The sequence below is a fragment of the Streptomyces sp. Pv4-95 genome, from assembly GCF_045782725.1.
In the GTDB taxonomy this organism is placed as follows: Bacteria; Actinomycetota; Actinomycetes; order Streptomycetales; family Streptomycetaceae; genus Streptomyces.
Genome location: NZ_CP127172.1, coordinates 5,840,735 through 5,857,369, shown reverse-complemented (window position 1 = coordinate 5,857,369; position 16,635 = coordinate 5,840,735). Strand labels below are relative to the sequence as shown.

The window sequence follows — 16,635 nt, the reverse complement described above, 5'->3', positions numbered from 1 at the left end:
GCCGACGGGCACGCCGCCGCCCGCGCCCCCGCCGCGCGCCGTCTCCTCCTATCCTCTGACCACGCCGTGGCTGACCACGGCGGCTCTGATCGCGAGGTACGGGCACCACGCCCGCACGAGGGAGGGCACCGATGGCCGGACTGCGCTTGGGGCCGCTGCTGCGGTACGTCGACGCCGAGAGCGCGACGGTGTGGGTGGAGACCGACCGCCCGTGCGAGGTCAGCATCCGCTGCGACAGCGGGGAGGGCGGCGTGGACCGCACCTGGCAGGTGGCCGGGCACCACTACGCGCTCGTCCCGGTGACCGGCCTGACACCGGGCAGCGAGACGCCCTACGAGGTCCTGCTGGACGACCAGCGGGTCTGGCCGCTGCCCGGCAGCCACTTCCCCGTCAGTACGATCCGCGCCCTCCCGGCCCGGCCGGACGGCTCCGCGCCCCCCGGAGGCACGGACCGCGCGACGGACGCGCCCTCCGACTCCCCTTCCGGCTCCCCTTCCGACGGCGGGCTGCGCATCGCCTTCGGCTCCTGCCGCTGGTCGGCGACCCCCTCCCGGGCCGCGCACGACCCGGTCGGCCCGGACGCGCTGGACACCCTCGCCGCCAGGCTGGGCGCCCACCCCCAGGACGAACGACCCGATGTCCTGCTGCTGTTGGGCGACCAGGTCTACGCCGACCAGACCTCGGAGGCGACCGCACGCCTGCTGGCCCGGCACCGGGACGTCACCGAGCCGCCGTGGAAGCAGGTCGCCGACTTCGAGGAGTACACCCACCTCTATTACGAGTCCTGGCTCGACCCCGAGGTCCGCTGGCTGCTCTCCACGGTCCCCAGCTGCATGATCTTCGACGACCACGACATCATCGACGACTGGAACACCTCCGCGGCCTGGCGCGCCGAGATCCGGGCGACCTCGTGGTGGCGCGACCGGATCCAGGGCGGCCTGATGTCGTACTGGGTCCACCAGCACCTGGGCAATCTGTCGCCCGCCGAACTGGCCGCCGACGAGGTCTACGGCCGGGTCCGGGCGGTGCCCGACGGGACGGACGCGGTGCGGGAGTTCGCCGCCGCCGCGGACGCCGACCCGACCACCGCGCGCTGGAGCTACCGCCGCGACCTCGGCCGGGTACGCCTCGTCATGATCGACACCCGCGCCAACCGCGTCCTGGAGGAGGGCAGCCGGTCGATGCTCGACAAGGGCGAGGCGGACTGGCTGCGCCAGCAGGTGCTGGACGGGCACGGCTCCTACGACCACCTGCTGATCGGCAGCTCGCTGCCGTGGCTGCTGCCCCATCTCATCCACGCCGCGGAGGGCTGGAACGCCGCGCTGTGCGCCGGGGAACGCGGCCCGCGCTGGGCCCGCCACAGCGAGTCCCTGCGGCAGCGGGCCGACCTGGAGCACTGGTCGGCGTTCCCGGAGTCTTTCGCCGCGCTCGGTGACCTGATCGCCGAGGCCGGGTCCGGAGACGGCGCGCCGGCCACGATCTGCGTGCTGTCCGGCGACGTCCACCACGCGTACGTCGCGGAACCGCGCTGGCGCACCCGCACCGTCAAGGGCGCCCCGGACGGTCCCGACGAGGTCCGTACGCCGCACGGCCGCCGGCCCACCAGCCGGGTCCTGCAGCTGACCTGCTCCCCCGTCCACAACAGCATCCCCGCCTCGATACAGGCCGGTTTCCGCTTCGGCTGGAGCCGGGCCGGCCGATGGCTGGGGAAGGTGTTCGCCCGGCACGGACGGCTCGGCCCGCCGCCGGTCAAGTGGCGGCGCACCGGCGGCCCGTGGTTCGGCAATCAGCTGATGACGCTGACGGTGCACGGCCGCGCGGCGCGTCTCCGGCTGGACCAGACCCGCCGGGAGAAGGAAGACGGCGTCCGCCTTGTGACGGTATGGAGCGATTCCCTGACCGGTTCGCGCGTCGCCGAGGAGGGCGAGGGCCTCGCGGGCACCGTCCCCGCCGACGACTGACGGGCCGAGCGGCGGGCGGCGGGCGGCGGGCGGCGGGCGGCGGGCGGCGGAGGTGGACCGCTCGCGAACCTCCCCCGATACTGCCGGACCTACGGGACCTACCGGGACAGTCTCCCCGCTTGGCCAACGTTTGAACTTGCAAGTACTGGTTAGGTGTCCCTAACCTGTGCTCCATCGGTTGCCGTCCTCCCAGAAACCGTAGGAGTCCCCCACATGTCCGCTCCCCTGAGCTCCCTCACGCAGAGAGCCACCCCGCACGCGCTCGCGCTCTTCCGCATCGTCGTCGGACTGCTCTTCGCCTGCCACGGCGCCGCCTCGCTCTTCGGCGTCCTCGGCGGGGCGATGGGCAACGGCTCCACCGTCCCGGCAGGTTCCTGGCCCGGCTGGTACGCCGCGGTCATCCAGCTCGTCGGCGGCGCCCTGGTGATGCTCGGCCTGGGCACCCGCGGCGCGGCCTTCATCAGCTCGGGCTCGATGGCGTACGCGTACTTCTCCAGCCACCAGGGTTCGGCGCTGTGGCCGATACAGAACGGCGGCGAGCCCTCCGCGATGTTCTGCTGGGCGTTCCTGCTGATCGTGTTCGTCGGCCCCGGCGCCTGGTCGCTCGACCGGCTCTTCTTCGGTGCCCGCCGGCCCGAGGAGCAGGTGGCGACCCCGCAGCGCGAGCCCAGCGCCGCCTGACGCACTCCGGCCGGAGACCGCTCGCTCCGGCCCCGCACGGCCCGTTCGGCGTCCCTGCCGAACGGGCCGTGCGGCGTTTCGGGGCGGGGACGGGTCGGCGCGGCCCGGACGCCGGAGGTGGCCGGTGGAGCGTGCGTCAGCGCGCGCCGCCCGCCCGGTACCACCCCGGCCGCTCGAACATCACGGTGAAGCAGGCAAGCCGCTCGCCCGCGTCCCCCGCTTCCCCTGGCCCCGTCGCGGTGCGGCGCTCGTGGATCACGACCGACCGGGCCGCACCGGGCCGGAACCGCCAAGCCTGCCGGGTGACCGCGGCGCCGTTCCCCTTGTCGTTGGTGGTGAAGTCCAGCCAGACCTCGTTGAGCGCGTTGGCGTAGACGGGGTCGGTGGACGGCTGCCGGGGGTCCGCGACGTCCTGGTAGTTCGGCCCGGAGTCCTCGGGCACGGCCCCGCACGGCTTGCTGTGCACATGCGCGCCGTAGGAGTGCCCGGGGCGCAGCCCGTCCACCCGCAGCGAGACCAGCGTGGACCGGCGCACGGCGAACTCACCGACGGAGATCCCCGCGCCCGCCGGGACCATCTGCTGGTTGTAGGTCAGGGCGTCGGACGGAATGAGCGCCTTGGGCGGCGCGAAGCGTCCGTGCGTGTGCAGCCAGACCGGGCGCACGCGGCGTTCCGCCACCGCGGGAGAGGCCGCCGTCACCACCGCCACCGAAGCCACGGCCCACGCCATGGCGGCCGCCGCCCCCCTGCCCCGCACCCCTCGCGCTGCCACCATCGCCCGTCCCTCCGCTCCGATCCGCGCCGTGCCCCGCACCTGACGCCTCAGCACACGGCGCGCGGAGGGCGGTCCGCAGACCTGAACCCCGCCGCACGCGCCTTTGACTCGTACAGCTCACACCGTTCTCGGCAGTCCGCCCAGGCGCGCCGCGCACCCGGGTGACAGGGCGGGGAAACGGGTGAAATTCGACCTCGCGACCGACGCCGGGGGCGGGCGCCGGTGCCGCCGACGGGGTGCGGCGGCAGGCAGCGGCATGCCGACGGGATGTGGCGGCGGACGAAGGGGCGGTACAGCGACGGGATGCGGCGGCGCCGGACGAAATGCCACTACAGGGACGGGGCGCGATGGGCGGACGCGTGTGACCCCGCACACTCACCGGGCCGTGACACGTACTACACAAACCACCCCACGCCGCCCAGCGGCCATCGCCAGGCGTACGCTGTATGGCTGTAGAGCCGCCCCTGCCGCCCCGCGCGACGTCGCGGCGGGGTTCGGACCGGGAGTCAAGACGTTGTGGGAAAACCTGGGGTCCCTCAGTGGCACCCCGTGGGTGTATTTGATCGTCAGCCTCTCGGTCGTTCTCGACGTCTTCGTCCCGATCCTGCCGAGCGGTGTCCTGGTGATCGCCGCGGCCACCACCGCCGCCGGGACCCGCTCCGCCGCTGACGCGGTCGGGGCCGTCGATGTCACCGCGTCCGTGCACAGCGGCGCCCACCTGGCGGAGATGTTCGCGCTGGTGCTGTGCGCGGCGTCCGCCTCGGTGCTCGGCGACATGGTCGCCTACCGGCTGGCCTGGCGCGGCGGCGACCGCTTCGACCGTGCCATCGGCCGCTCGCGCCGCCTGGCCGCGGCGCAGAAGCGACTCGGCGCGGCGCTCACCCGAGGGGGCGGCGGCATCGTCGTCCTGGCCCGCTTCGCCCCCGCGGGCCGGTCGGTGGTCAGCCTCGGCGCCGGAGTCGCACACCGCACGGTGCGCGAATTCCTCCCCTGGTCGGCGCTGGCCGGCCTCGCCTGGGCCGCGTACAGCGTGAGCCTTGGCTACTTCGGCGGCCAGTGGCTCGGCACCTCCTGGATCAGCACCGCGCTCTCCGTCTTCGCCCTCTTCGCCGCCGGATCGGCCGCGGTCTTCCTGATGCGCCGCCCGGAACGCCACGCCGCCCACTGACGGAGCGTGGCCCGCGGCCGGCTTGAGAGCGCGCGAAGCCGGAATATCCCGTGGCCGGTTGTCGGTCCCCGGTGCGAAGCTGAACGGCATGAGCAGTGCGAGCGGTACGGGGAGTTCAGGCAACGCGGGCGGCACGGGTAGCCCTGGCGGCACGGGCAGTACCGGCGGCACGGTCGCCCCGGGCTCGGCGGCGGATCCGTCCGACGGCGCCATCACCTGGCGTCCGCGCCCCGAGACCTCCGAGGACATCGCGGCCGTGCGCCGTATCAACCTCGCGGCCTTCGAGGGTGCGGAGGAAGCGGATCTCGTGGACGCCTTGCGCCGCGATCCGGCGGCCTGGCTGCCCGGCCTGTCGTTCGTCGCCGAGGCTCCCGACGGCACCCCCGTCGCCCACGCTCTGCTGACCCGCTGCCATGTCGACGACGCCCCCGCTGTCGCCCTCGCGCCGTGCGGGGTGCTTCCTCGATACCAGCGGTCGGGGGCCGGCAGCGCGGTGATCCGGGCGCTGCTGGAGGCCGCGCGCGCGGCCGGCGAGCGGACCGCGATCGTCCTCGGCCACCCGCCGTACTACCCGCGCTTCGGCTTCACCCCGGCCGCCCCCCGGTTCGGCATTCTGCCTCCGCAGCCCTGGCCGGACGAGGCGTTCCTGGCGCTCTCCCTGGACGGCTCGACTCCACCACGCGGCACGGTGCGCTACGCGACGGCCTTCGGCATCAGCTGACGTCGCGGGTCGTGAGACGCGGGTCGTGAGGCCCGGGTCGTGAGGCCCCGATGGAGACCTCGGGGCGAGTTGGCGGCCTGCCGGCGGGCAGCGGGCAGCGGGCAGCGGGCAGCGGGCAGCGTCAAACGATCGGGGGTCCGTGGCCGCCGTCCGCCCGTGCGGCGTCCGGCACGACCGCGACCGGACACCGGGCGTGCAGCAGGACCGCATGCGCCACCGAGCCGAGACGCCGACCGACCGGGAACCGGCGGGCGTGCCGTGCCACCACGAGAAGTTCGCCGGCCCGGGACGCCTCGACCAACTGCCCGACGGCGTCCGCGTTGCGCAACTGCACCTCGACATCGACGCCGGGATGACGCACGCGGTGCGGCGCCAGTGCATCCACCAGCTGGGTGCCCAGCGCGTCCTCGTACTCCTGCTGCGTGGTCTCGTAGGCCGCGGCGTATTCGAAGGACGCCGGCATCAGCATCGGCCAGGTGTAACCGGAGACGACTTTCAGCCACGCGCCCCGGCGGCTCGCCTCGGCGAAGGCGAAGCCGATCGCGCCGTGCTCCTCGGCGGACACCTCCACGCCGAGCGTCAGCTGCGGTCCGGCGCGTTCCGCTGCCGGACCGCCACTGGCCCCGCCACCGTCCTCCCCGCCCGGCCCCCGCCGGGTGCCGCCCCGTTCAGGGTGCGGGACGACCACGACCGGACAAGCGGCCCGAGCCGCGCACGCGAGTCCGTTGGAGCCGAGCAGCAGGCCGGCCAGGCCACCGCGGCCCCGCGAGCCCAGGACGAGCAGCTGCCCCTCGTCACCGAGCGCGGGCAGCAGCTCTTCGGTCAGCCCGCTGAGACCACGGAACTCGACCTCCGGCAGGCTCTGCGCCACCGCGGCCGCCCGCAGGTCGTCCAGCACCGGATCTCCGGTGCCTTCCTCCTCCGCAGCGGCTCGCGAGGAGGCCGGGTATGGCTGGATGTGCACCACCTGCAGGGGCGCAGACCGCAGCCGGGCCGCCTCCACCGCCCAGCGAAGCGCACGCTCGCTGTCCACGGAGCCGTCCACCCCGACGATGATCGGACGGGTGTCCATGGACGCCTCCTGTGACGTGCGGTGAGCGTGGGGAATGGCTGTCTCCATCCTGCTCCCGCCCGGGTGGCGAGGACAGCGAGCTAAAGAGCCACGTCCGGCACGGAGTAGAGTCGACCGTCACCACCCCCACCCACCACCCGCACGGGCGCTGCCCCCGCCGCGCTCACCCGGGCCGCCGGGAATCCGCCGCAGCGGCGCGCGGAAGGGGGTCGAACCACTAACGCGAGGCACATTTCGGTGAACTCACCCCCGGTCGTCGAATGGACCGAGGCCGACGAGGCCCGCTCCGCCCTTTGGCGTTCCGAGAACGGCGCGCCGCCGCCCCGCCGCCTCGTCATCGCGGACGACCGCACGAAAGCCGACGACGCGTACAAGCTCGCCTGCGAGGGCACCGCGCTGCTGTGGCGGGGCGACTTCCACAACGCGCGCCAGCTGCTGACGGCGCTGGCCCGCCGCATCGACCGCCGCCCGCGCAAGGCGCCCCCCTCGGACGTCACCCAGGCTTTCCACCTGCACCGGGCCGCGCAGAACCAACGGGCCCGCATCCTGGGCATGCTCCTGATCCCGCTCGACGCGACCTACGCCGTCCCACTGCACCGGGCCCCCGACGTCCGGGAGGCGTGCGCGCAGGCTTACGGCCCGCCGGAGCGGCCGACGGCGCAGCAGTCGACGGCGCCGGAGCGCTCGGCCGAGACCGCAGGGGACGCCGCGCCCGCCCCCGTATCCGCGTCAGCCCCCGCCCCCGCCTCCGAGGTGGCTTTCGTCGTATCGCTGCGTGAGTTGCTCGGCCTGATCGGTGCGAGCGAATGGCGCAAGAAGGGCGTGGCGATCCCGGCGCTCGGCGGCGACCGGATCCACCCCCACTACGGCGTCTTCTCGCCCGCCCGCGGCGAGTACGTCGACCTGGTGGCCGAGGCGCCGCTGCCCAGCGAGGAGCTGGCCTTCGACATCGGGACCGGCACCGGCGTGCTGGCCGCGGTGCTCGCCCGGCGCGGGGTGCGGCGCATCGTCGCCACCGACCAGGACCCGCGCGCGCTGGCGTGCGCCCGCGAGAACACCGAACTGCTCGGCGTCGCCGGGCAGGTGGAGGTCATCGAGGCCGACCTGTTCCCCGCCGGCCGGGCCCCGCTGATCGTCTGCAACCCGCCCTGGGTACCGGCCAAACCGACCTCCCCTGTGGAGCACGCCGTGTACGACCCGGGGAACCGGATGCTGCACGGCTTCCTCAACGGCCTCGCGGACCACCTGACCCCGGGCGGGGAAGGCTGGCTGATCCTGTCCGATTTCGCCGAACACCTCGGGCTGCGGCCGCACGCCGAACTCCTCGACGCCTTCGCCAAGGCCGGCCTGACCGTTCGGGACCGCCTCGACATCCTGCCCCGCCACCCGCGCGCCCAAGACACCTCCGACCCCCTGCACGTCGCCCGCGCCGCCGAGGTCACCTCCCTGTGGCGGCTGGGCGCGACCACCTGAACCACCGCCCGGCGCCGTCCCCCGGCTACCCAGCCCCAACTGGCGCCGAGCCCCGGACACCTGGCGTCCGGCATCCGGCATCCGGGGGCTGGGTTCCGACGCCTGACGTGCGGCGCCTGACGTGCGGCGCCTTGCGTCCGGCGCCTGATATCGGGCGCCTGGCGTGGCCCCCCTGGCTCGGCTCCGGCAGGCGTCGGACGAACGGGGGCGGCCGATACCTGGGGCGGCCTGCTCCCTCTCGGCCCGCAAAGCCGTGCATTGGCCCGCCGTACCCACGCCCAGATGCCGCTCCAGAAGGGCACGAGCACCCGCACCGCATCATCACCCGCACCGAGCCACCACCGGGCCATCCCCCGTACCGAGCCGGCGCACCCGACCTCATCACCGGCTTCACTGCCTCACCCGCGTCGGCCGGGTGCTCTTGGCGGTGGCGGCCTCCCTCCCCCAGCAGCAGCGGAGTTGGCGACGCACCGCACCCCTGTGCCAGCGCCCGGCCCTGCACCCGCCCCCGGGGCACCCGACGCCCGGCACCCCTCCCACGTCAGGACCCCTCGCCGATCGTGCACGATGGACCACCATGGACGCCCAGCAGCTTCTCGCCCGCGCCCGCCGCCTCGCTGCCACCGCGACCGCCGACCGCCGTCGAATGCTCGGCATCACCGGGCCGCCCGGCGCGGGCAAGTCCACGCTCGCCGCCCGTCTCGTCGCGGAGCTGGCCGAGCAGGCCGCGCTCGTCCCGATGGACGGTTTCCACCTCGCGGAGGCGGAGTTGCAGCGGCTGGGCCGCCGCGACCGCAAGGGCGCGCCGGACACCTTCGACTCCGCCGGCTACGCGGCCCTGCTGGCGCGCCTACGCTCCCCGGAACCCGAGGTCACCGTCTACGCGCCGGCCTTCGACCGTCGTATCGAGGAACCCGTCGCCGGAAGCATCCCCGTGACGCCCGACGTGCCGCTCGTCGTCACCGAAGGCAACTACCTCCTCCTGGACTCCCCGCCGTGGGCCCGGGTCCGCACACTGCTCGACGAGGTCTGGTACGTGGAGCTGGAGACGTCGGAGCGGGTCAGGCGGCTGATCGACCGCCACGAACGATTCGGCCGGCCGCATGCGGAGGCCGAGCGGTTCGTTCACGCGTCGGACGAGGCCAACGCCCGCGTGGTGGCGTCGACTCGAACCCACGCCGACCTCATCGTCACCTTCACGCCCGAAACGGCTCCTCCCCCACTGGCCGAATAGCGCCCCGCTGCACGCTCCTCGCACGTCCTGCCTGCTCCGTGGCCACCCGCCCCTCACACCCGGGGCGGCCGATGCGCCCCGGGACCGGCGAAGCTCCCGGGGCCGGCGCCTCTCACTCCCCCTGTGGCCGCCCCTCCCGTGGCTGCCGCTCCTTCGCGAGCAGTCCGACGAGCGACAGCGCTCCCCATCCGACGGACACCGCGACCGCCTTCTTCCGTGCGCGGTCCGGCAGCGTCGCGCCGAGGAGGACCGCGTCCCCGAAGTCGGCGGCGAGGCGCACACAAGCGGCCGTACGCAGCGCAGGTCCGGCCGGCGCCAAGACCATCGCGAGCCCGCTCGCCGCATCGCGCCAGCCGAGCGGACGCAGCGAAATCCGGGTCGCCGGCTCGCTCTTCCCCTCGTCGTCCACCAGCCCCGAGGGCCGGGCCAACAGGTCGGGCAGCGCCGTCACCGCGATCCCGTAGACCGCCGTCGCCGCCCCCACCGCCCTCAAGAGACCAACCTTCATCCGCCGTCCACCCTCACCTTTCGTCTCACGTTTCGCGTCTCACCTCTCGCGCTCCACATCTCGCGCTCCACCGAGGCAACCACAGCCCCGCCCCTCCACACACGAACGCATCCGCACTCAATCATCACGAAAGCCAACCTTCAGCCACGTAACCGCGTCTTCCCCACAGGAATGCACAAATCCCCCGCACCCGCGCAACCCCCCCAACTCCAGGCCCTCCAACCCCCCCCTCCACCCCCCCCCCCCCCCCCCCCCCCCCCCCCCCCCCCCCCCCCCCCCCCCCACCCCCCCCCCCCCCCCCCCCCCCCCCCCCCCCCCCCCCCCCCCCCCCCCCCCCCCCCCCCGCCCGCATCCACCCCTTCCCAAACGACACCGGCGATGTCATCATGACACCATGAGTGTCGTTGAGGCGGGTAACGAGAGCGGCCAGACCACCACCGAGGACCTTCTGCACGGCGTCGTCCAGCGCCTGCGCCCCCTCCACCGCGCGGCCGTCCGCTCGGTGGAGCGCGAGCTGGTGGGCACCGGCATAACCGCAGGTGAACACGCACTGCTGGACGCGCTGCGCACCGAAGGCCCCCGCACCGTGCCGCAGTTGGCCCGCACCCTGGGGCTCGACCGGCAGCCGGTACAACGCTGGGTGAACCACACGGCAGAGCTGGGCCTTGTGGTCACCGCCCCCAACCCCGCCCACCGCCGCTCCTCCCTGATCCGCCTCACCACCGAGGGCTCCGAAATGATGCGCGGGATCCAGGCATCCGAGAGCGCCGGGCTTCGGCGTGGGCTGGCGGACCTCACCGCGGAGGAGATCGCCACGGCCCTGCGGGTGCTCGACCGAATGGGCGAGGAATTCCGGCACCTGGCAGCCGGCTCGCGCGTCCCACCGGAGGAAACCGGCAATCCCGATAACTCGGGCAGTCATCGCAGCCCGCAAGCGACTCCAGTTTCACCAGCACCACCGCAGGTGCCACACGAAGGACGGCTCACGGAATGACCAACGGAATCAGTGCCTGGTCCGAGATCGACAACGGCCTCGTGGAGATCGAGGACGGCGAGCTGTTCTACGAAACGGCCGGTTCGGGCCCCGCCGTGGTCCTGCTGCACGGCGGCATGCTCGACCAGCACATGTGGGACGAACAGTTCGCCTGGCTCGTGAACTCCGGCCTGCGCGCCATCCGTTACGACTCCCGGGGCCACGGCCTCTCCTCCACCATCACCGGGGACTACGCCAACCACGACGACCTGGCGGCCCTCCTCGACGCACTCGACGTCCCGCGCGCCGTCCTCGTCGGGCTGTCGCACGGCGCCCGGGTCGCGCTCGACACCGCGCTCGCCCACCCGGGGCGGGTGACGGCGCTGGCGCTCGCCTCACCGGGGATCAGCGGGCGCCCCTTCACCGACCCGTTCCTCCTGTCGCACATCAAGGAACAGGTGGCGGCGATCGGCACACCGGACGGCGTCGAGCGATACGTCGAGCACTTCCTGCGGATGTGGGTGGACGGGCCGCACCGTGATCCGTCCGCCGTACACCCCGGATTGCGCGAGCGCCTGCGCGCCTCGGCCGAGGCCAATATCGAGGTACACGCCGACGGGCTTGGCGCGGGCAGACCCGTCGAGGTCGGTGCGGCAGCAAGACTCGGTGAGCTCCGGGTGCCGACGCTCGTGCTCGACGGCGACCTCGACAGCACCGACATCTCCGCCAACGCCCACGCGATCACACTGGCCGTCCCCGGCGCCCGAAGAGTGCGGATACCGGGCGCCGCCCACATGGTCAATTTGGAGAACACCGCGCTGTTCGACCAGGAATTGCATGCCTTCCTGTCGTCCTTGCCCTACTGACCGGGCCACAAGGAAAAACGGCGGACCGGCCCCGAGACGGCCCTCGACCACGACAGGGCGGGCCTCATCAACGTCGACCGCTCGCGAGACCACATCGGCGGCATCACTCATCAACTGGCGACCGACAGAAGTCGGACGGCGGATGGCGGAGGCTGAGCCCCCGGCAGCCCACCTGGCGCCGACGAATACCCAACCCCCTGGCCATACGCGCCCCAGCCACCCCGACACGACCCGCCGGCCCTCACAGCGGCGCCCCCTCTCCGGGCCCGCCGCGCCTTCATCGCCCGCACCCTCAGGTGGCGTCCCCCGCCGCGGCGCCGGTCACCAGGTCGGGGCCCCAGCGCTCCAACTCCGCCGCCAGATCGAGCGGACGCAGCCTGTCCGGTTCATCCGGCCCCGGCCAGTCCTCCCGCGGAACCCGCCACATCACCTCGAATTCGTTGCCGTCCGGATCCTTCGCGTACAGGGACTTGGAGACGCGATGATCAGTGGAGCCGACCAGCGCCCCGTGGGCGGTGAGCCGCGTCCGGGTCGCGGCGAGTTCACCGAGCGTCCCGACCTCCCATGCCAGGTGATAGAGACCCACCCGACCGGCCTCCGGCCCCGGCGCATCCGCCCCTACCGCGAACAACCCCAAATCGTGATCGTTGAGCGATCCCGGCGCGCTCAGAAACGCAGCCCGCCCGGGGATCTCGGTGTCCAGCGCGAGCCCGAGAGCGTCGGCGTAAAAGGCGACGGATCGCGCCACATCGCGGACATAGAGCACCGCGTGATTAAGACGTCGTACGGACATGAGTCCTCCGATCTCCTGCCGCACCGCTCCCGCGGCCCAGCGGCACAAGCACCTGCTATTTGCGGACGAGCAGCACGCCTCCGGCGACCACCACTCCGAGCACCAGAGCGGCGACGCCGTACACGAGCCGGTGCGCGCGCAGAGCAGGCAGCAGACGGTCGGCGGCGTAACGGCCGGGACCGGTGAGCGCCAGAGCGGCGGCCCCCGCTGTCAGCAGCAGTTCGTACTCCACACCCTTGGGAGCGAAGAAACCGCCACCCCACTTAACGGCCAGAGCATTGATCATCGTGCCGACGACCGCGGCTGCCGCGAGCGGCGTGAGCAGGCCGAACACGAGCCCCAGGCCGCCGAGCGTCTCGCTGAGCCCGGCCACGACAGCCATCGTCCGCCCCGACGGATAGCCACTCATCGTGAAGAACTGCCCTGTGCCGTCCAGGCCCGGCCCACCGAACCAGCCGAAGAGCTTCTGCGCACCGTGCAGGGCCATCGTCACGCCGAGCGCGAGCCGCAGAAGCAACAGACCGGCGTCGTAGCCGTGCGTGGACGGGGCGCGGTGCGCCTCCGTGCCGATGCTGACGGTTCGCAGAGTGCCTAGAGGGGACGTCATGGGGAGCGCTCTTTCCCGTGAGGGTGGGGCCGACCGGCCGCGGGCAGTTACTTGAAAGTTCAAGTCACCTTTGCGACGATACACAGCACCCCGACCCCGGACAACCACGCCGACGGACCACCGGACGACCGAGGCGAACCGAGACGACCGGGGCGAGGAACAAGACCTGAGCGGGCACAAACAAAATCCGAGGCGAGCACGACCCACGAGGGGCACCACGAGGGGCTCCCCGAGCGCTCCCCAGGGGGCTTCACAAGCGCCGTCTCACACTCCCGGCGCCACACGCCAGATCGGCGACGCATACCGCTCCGGGCGGCGCCCGAGCAGCATTCCCTTGAGGCCCGGGTCGTGCTTGCCACCTAGGCCGAAAGCCTCGGCAAGCCGAGGGAACGTGGTGTGGGTGATCCCGCGGGCCCGGGCATCGGACTCGAAGGCGTCGAGCTGACGCAGCACGACCTCCGGGTCGAGCTCCTGGACAGACCTGCCGGCCGGCCGACCTGCGGCACCCCGCTCCTGGTCGATTTCGGAGAAGCCGCAGATGTCGCGGCTGTACTGCTCCACCTCGCTCAGGTTCTCCGTTGCGAGAATGGCACCGGCGAGTTCATTCCGGTCGAGGGCTTCCTCAAGGTCCGCCTCGTAAACGGCAGCCCCTTCGTCCGTGAGCGGTACAGGGAGACCATCACCCCTGACCTCGCACAGCCCCCGCGCACCTCGCGCCGTCGCTGCGAGCAACGCCGCCGCCTCCGAAGGGTGCCACTCCAGCGCCGAGCCGACGGGCTCCACATGCTCCGCGGTGAGCGTCAGGGCGACGGGGCCCAGTCGGTCGCGCAGCGCCTCGGCGGGAAGCTCGCCGTCGAGGCCGGGGCCGGCGACCAGGAGCCGTACGGGGAAGTTGAGTTCGCAGCACGCCGCGAGGGTGAGGGCATCGGCGAGCGGGCTACGGAGAGTGGACTCGCTGCCCTGGGCGAGGATATCGCCGCCCACATCCAGGAGATCCACGGAATCAGGGTCCAAGTGCCTTATCAGCTCTTCGAGTTGACGGACAATCCCCTCCGCACCGTGGTGCGGATCGATCAGCGCAAGGGAATGCGGGAGTTCCGCCGCCAGGCCGGGCAGCGTCGAGCTGGCCGGAGCGATCGGCACCGCTTCGGCGGGGACGGTCCACACACTCGGGGTGAGGGGCCGCAGCCCCGTGAAGTCCTCCGGCCCTCTCGGGCCCGGCGCGGCATCGGGCAACAGCCGATCCCAGGCAAAGGTGAAGACCGTGGCGGGGCTCTCCCCGCCGTACAGACCCGCGTCCAGCATCGCGGCGGCGACAGCGTCACCGCCCCCTCCAGCAGCCACGAACAAGCGGGTCACTGTCCCAGCGTACGATCCCAAACCCCCCGCCGCCGGACCGCGCGGCGGCACTCAAAAGCGTCCCGGACCGCCCGACACCCCGCCCGGCATAAGGGCATGACCACGCGGAGGGCAGCAGCTGGGACGGGCGACAACAGGCCACACAACGCACGACCGGCACCCAATCCTGGCGCGCGCGACACGCCAAGAAAACGATCAAGGCCCAGGTATCCGAATCCACATCGGATGACCTGGGCCTTTGTCGTTCAACGCAAGGAGTGGGCACAACAGGATTTGAACCTGTGACATCTGCTTTGTAAGAGCAGCGCTCTACCGCTGAGCTATGCGCCCTTGCCGAGCCGACAGACTACCTTGCCACCAGGGCTGAACTGCAAACCAGTGCTCGAAGTGTGAACTTACCGGCCGGTGTGTTCGTTTCCGTTGAGTGGGAGAATGTGAGTCGGTTCTGGGGCGATCCGATCGGGAGAGGGATGTGACGGCGACACACGCGCAGCCGCACGAGCAGCGAGCACGCCGTAGATCCCGCGGGGGCCAGGTCCGGGATGTGGTGGCGCTGATGTTGCTGCCATTGCCCTTGATGGTGGCGATGGCGCCGGCCTCGTTCGCCGGTGGGGGCACCCGTCGCTGGTTCGGGCGCGGGGAGAGTCAGCGGGCGGATGCGCAGGCCGCGAAGGATGCCGCGGCGGCGGCGTTCTACGAGCTGGATACCGCGCAGCGGGATCTGCGGATCTCGATAGAGACGATCACCGCGGTGGACAGTTCGCCCCGGGCACGCAAGGCCGCGGAGGACTACGCGGGTTTCGGGCGGCGGATCGACGAGGTGAGTCAGGGCTACATCACCGCCGTCGACACCCACGACCTGGACCGGGACGACCTGGACGGCGCCGCGGTGGCGCGGGCGCGGGCCGATCTGACGCGGGCCAAGGAGGAGCTGGAGCGCGTCAAGCAGGAGCTGGACCGGTTCGCGCAGGGGCTGGGGCCGCTGCTGGACACCGCCGAGACGCAGCTGGCGCGGCTCGCCCCCGCTGTGGAGCGGGCGCGGCAGGCGCTGCTCGCGGCGAGCAACGCGCTGGACGCGGTCCGGGCGCAGGGGCTGAAGGCGGACGAGTTGGCGGCCCGCTTGGCGGCGCTGGCGCCGGAGCTGACCAAGCTCAATCAGGGCGCGGGGCAGCACGGCGTGCAGGACACGATCCGGCGCGCCGACGAGGTGCTGCGCAAGGCCGAGGACGTACGGACGGAGGCGGAGCGACTGCCGGAGACGGCGGCGGAGATCGACAAGCGGCTGGTGTCGTTGCGGACCCGCGCGCAGGCGATCACGACGCGTGCCGGGAAGGTCGATCCGGTGCTCAGTGAGCTGCGGCGGCGTTACAGCGCGGCGTGCTGGCAGGATCTGCAGCACGTACCGGAGCAGGCCGCGAACTCCGTTCAGCAGGCCGAGATCAAGCTGCGGGAGGCGCAGCAGGCGCGGGACGAACAGCGCTGGGCGGACGCCACGAGCCGGCTGGCGACCGTGCGGGCCCTGCTGAACACCACGGACGAGGCGGTCTCGGCGGCCGGTGACCGTCTGCAGCGGCTCGACTCGGTGTCCTTCGACCGGCAGAACGAGGTCGACAGGACCCGCTTCGCGATCCGCGACGCCCAGCGGCTGGCGATGGCCGGACGCAGCACCCCCGACCCACGGCATGCCGGCCCCCTGGACGACGCCGTGGCGCGGCTGGACCGCGCGGTCGAGGGGCTGGAAGGCCGCCACCCGGACTGGTGGCACTTCCTGACCGAAACCGAGGCGATTCGGCAGACGGCGGCCCGGGTGGTGCAGGAAATCCGCGAGGCGCGGGGCGGCGCGGGCGGATGATGGAGCGGTCGGTCGGCTGAGTGGGCGGTCGTCGTCGGTGTAGGGGCTGGCTGACCGGCTCGACGCGGGCGGCTGGCATGGCCGGTGTGCGCTCGGAGGGTCCCGTGGGTCGCTGGGCGCGTACGGCCCAGCGCGGAGGCCCCTGTGTTGCCCGCCCAGCGCAGGCGGCTCAGGCCCGTCCCTGCGCGGCGTGGCCGCTGGGCGTGTAGCGCCGGCGCGGGGCCCGTACGGCGTGGCCGCTGAGCCTGTAGGCCGGCCCAGCGCAGCCCGCAGGGCGTGGCCCGCCCGGCCCGCCCTGCGGCAGCCCGTCCGATGTGCCCCAGGCTCGCCCAGGCCCCGGTGCAGGCAGGCCGGCTTCAGATCGTCGGTCGGTGTGTGCCGTCCCGTGTGGCGGTCGGCGTGTGTGGCCTGGTCCGGCCCGTATGGCCGGGCGGCGTGTGTGGCTCGGGCACGAGGGGCGCCGGCAGTGGTCGGTGCCTTCGGTTCGTGTGGTCGGCGTTCTGTGAGTGGTGCGGTGGGGACCGGTGAGCGTGCGGGGTGGTCGGGCGGAAGATGGCGCGATGGCGTGATGCGGCGGCGTGGCGGATCCTGG

The 16,635-nt window shown here is 72.8% G+C and carries 15 protein-coding genes and 1 tRNA gene; 9 read left to right on the top strand and 7 right to left on the bottom strand.

Going from position 1 to position 16,635, the window contains the following annotated elements:
* The first annotated feature begins 131 nt into the window (after positions 1–131).
* Positions 132–1,961 carry an alkaline phosphatase D family protein gene (locus QOM21_RS25650; RefSeq protein WP_407553377.1) on the top strand — a complete coding sequence of 610 codons (1,830 nt, stop codon included), beginning with the start codon at positions 132–134 and terminating at the stop codon, positions 1,959–1,961.
* Between the two features lie 213 nt (positions 1,962–2,174).
* On the top strand, positions 2,175–2,642 hold the full coding sequence (locus tag QOM21_RS25645; RefSeq protein WP_407553376.1) for a DoxX family protein: 468 nt from the start codon (positions 2,175–2,177) through the stop codon (positions 2,640–2,642).
* A gap of 136 nt (positions 2,643–2,778) precedes the next feature.
* Here QOM21_RS25645 and QOM21_RS25640 read toward each other — a convergent pair whose 3' ends face one another.
* Positions 2,779–3,417, bottom strand: coding sequence for a superoxide dismutase family protein (locus QOM21_RS25640; RefSeq protein WP_407553375.1), 639 nt, complete (start codon positions 3,415–3,417; stop codon positions 2,779–2,781).
* Between the two features lie 553 nt (positions 3,418–3,970).
* Between QOM21_RS25640 and QOM21_RS25635 the strand changes: the two genes are divergently transcribed.
* Entirely contained in the window at positions 3,971–4,585 is a 615-nt protein-coding gene (locus QOM21_RS25635) for a DedA family protein (RefSeq protein ID WP_407553374.1), read from the top strand.
* An 88-nt stretch (positions 4,586–4,673) separates the two neighbouring features.
* Positions 4,674–5,306, top strand: coding sequence for a GNAT family N-acetyltransferase (locus tag QOM21_RS25630; protein WP_407553373.1), 633 nt, complete (start codon positions 4,674–4,676; stop codon positions 5,304–5,306).
* Between the two features lie 121 nt (positions 5,307–5,427).
* Here the strand turns inward: QOM21_RS25630 and QOM21_RS25625 are convergent, their stop codons facing one another.
* The gene (locus QOM21_RS25625; RefSeq protein ID WP_407553372.1) at positions 5,428–6,378 is read right to left on the bottom strand and encodes a universal stress protein; all 951 of its coding nucleotides are present in this window, start codon (positions 6,376–6,378) and stop codon (positions 5,428–5,430) included.
* Between the two features lie 237 nt (positions 6,379–6,615).
* Here QOM21_RS25625 and QOM21_RS25620 point away from each other — a divergent pair, with 237 nt between their 5' ends.
* Complete coding sequence (locus QOM21_RS25620) at positions 6,616–7,851, top strand: methyltransferase (RefSeq protein ID WP_407553371.1); 1,236 nt, start codon at positions 6,616–6,618, stop codon at positions 7,849–7,851.
* A gap of 577 nt (positions 7,852–8,428) precedes the next feature.
* Positions 8,429–9,085, top strand: a complete 657-nt coding sequence (locus QOM21_RS25615; RefSeq protein WP_407553370.1) for a nucleoside/nucleotide kinase family protein — start codon at positions 8,429–8,431, stop codon at positions 9,083–9,085.
* A gap of 112 nt (positions 9,086–9,197) precedes the next feature.
* On the opposite strand, the gene QOM21_RS25610 is transcribed toward QOM21_RS25615, so the two are convergent.
* Positions 9,198–9,593, bottom strand: a complete 396-nt coding sequence (locus tag QOM21_RS25610) for a hypothetical protein (RefSeq protein ID WP_407553369.1) — start codon at positions 9,591–9,593, stop codon at positions 9,198–9,200.
* Positions 9,594–9,987: 394 nt separating this feature from the next.
* Between QOM21_RS25610 and QOM21_RS25605 the strand changes: the two genes are divergently transcribed.
* Both QOM21_RS25605 and QOM21_RS25600 read left to right on the top strand, forming a co-directional pair.
* On the top strand, positions 9,988–10,587 hold the full coding sequence (locus QOM21_RS25605) for a MarR family winged helix-turn-helix transcriptional regulator (protein WP_407553368.1): 600 nt from the start codon (positions 9,988–9,990) through the stop codon (positions 10,585–10,587).
* Positions 10,584–11,432 carry an alpha/beta fold hydrolase gene (locus QOM21_RS25600; RefSeq protein ID WP_407553367.1) on the top strand — a complete coding sequence of 283 codons (849 nt, stop codon included), beginning with the start codon at positions 10,584–10,586 and terminating at the stop codon, positions 11,430–11,432. Before QOM21_RS25605 ends, QOM21_RS25600 begins: the two co-directional genes overlap by 4 nt.
* A 292-nt stretch (positions 11,433–11,724) precedes the next feature.
* Here QOM21_RS25600 and QOM21_RS25595 read toward each other — a convergent pair whose 3' ends face one another.
* From QOM21_RS25595 to QOM21_RS25580, 4 genes are all read right to left on the bottom strand, one after another.
* A complete protein-coding gene (locus QOM21_RS25595; RefSeq protein ID WP_407553366.1) occupies positions 11,725–12,225 on the bottom strand; it encodes a VOC family protein in 501 nt (166 codons plus the stop codon).
* A gap of 55 nt (positions 12,226–12,280) precedes the next feature.
* A complete protein-coding gene (locus QOM21_RS25590; RefSeq protein ID WP_407553365.1) occupies positions 12,281–12,832 on the bottom strand; it encodes a DoxX family protein in 552 nt (183 codons plus the stop codon).
* Between the two features lie 264 nt (positions 12,833–13,096).
* The gene (locus tag QOM21_RS25585) at positions 13,097–14,182 is read right to left on the bottom strand and encodes a DUF1152 domain-containing protein (RefSeq protein WP_407555808.1); all 1,086 of its coding nucleotides are present in this window, start codon (positions 14,180–14,182) and stop codon (positions 13,097–13,099) included.
* A 267-nt stretch (positions 14,183–14,449) separates the two neighbouring features.
* Positions 14,450–14,521, bottom strand: a tRNA-Val gene (locus QOM21_RS25580).
* Between the two features lie 142 nt (positions 14,522–14,663).
* On the opposite strand from QOM21_RS25580, the gene QOM21_RS25575 reads away from it, so the two are divergent.
* Entirely contained in the window at positions 14,664–16,043 is a 1,380-nt protein-coding gene (locus QOM21_RS25575) for a hypothetical protein (RefSeq protein WP_407553364.1), read from the top strand.
* Positions 16,044–16,635 lie beyond the last annotated feature (592 nt).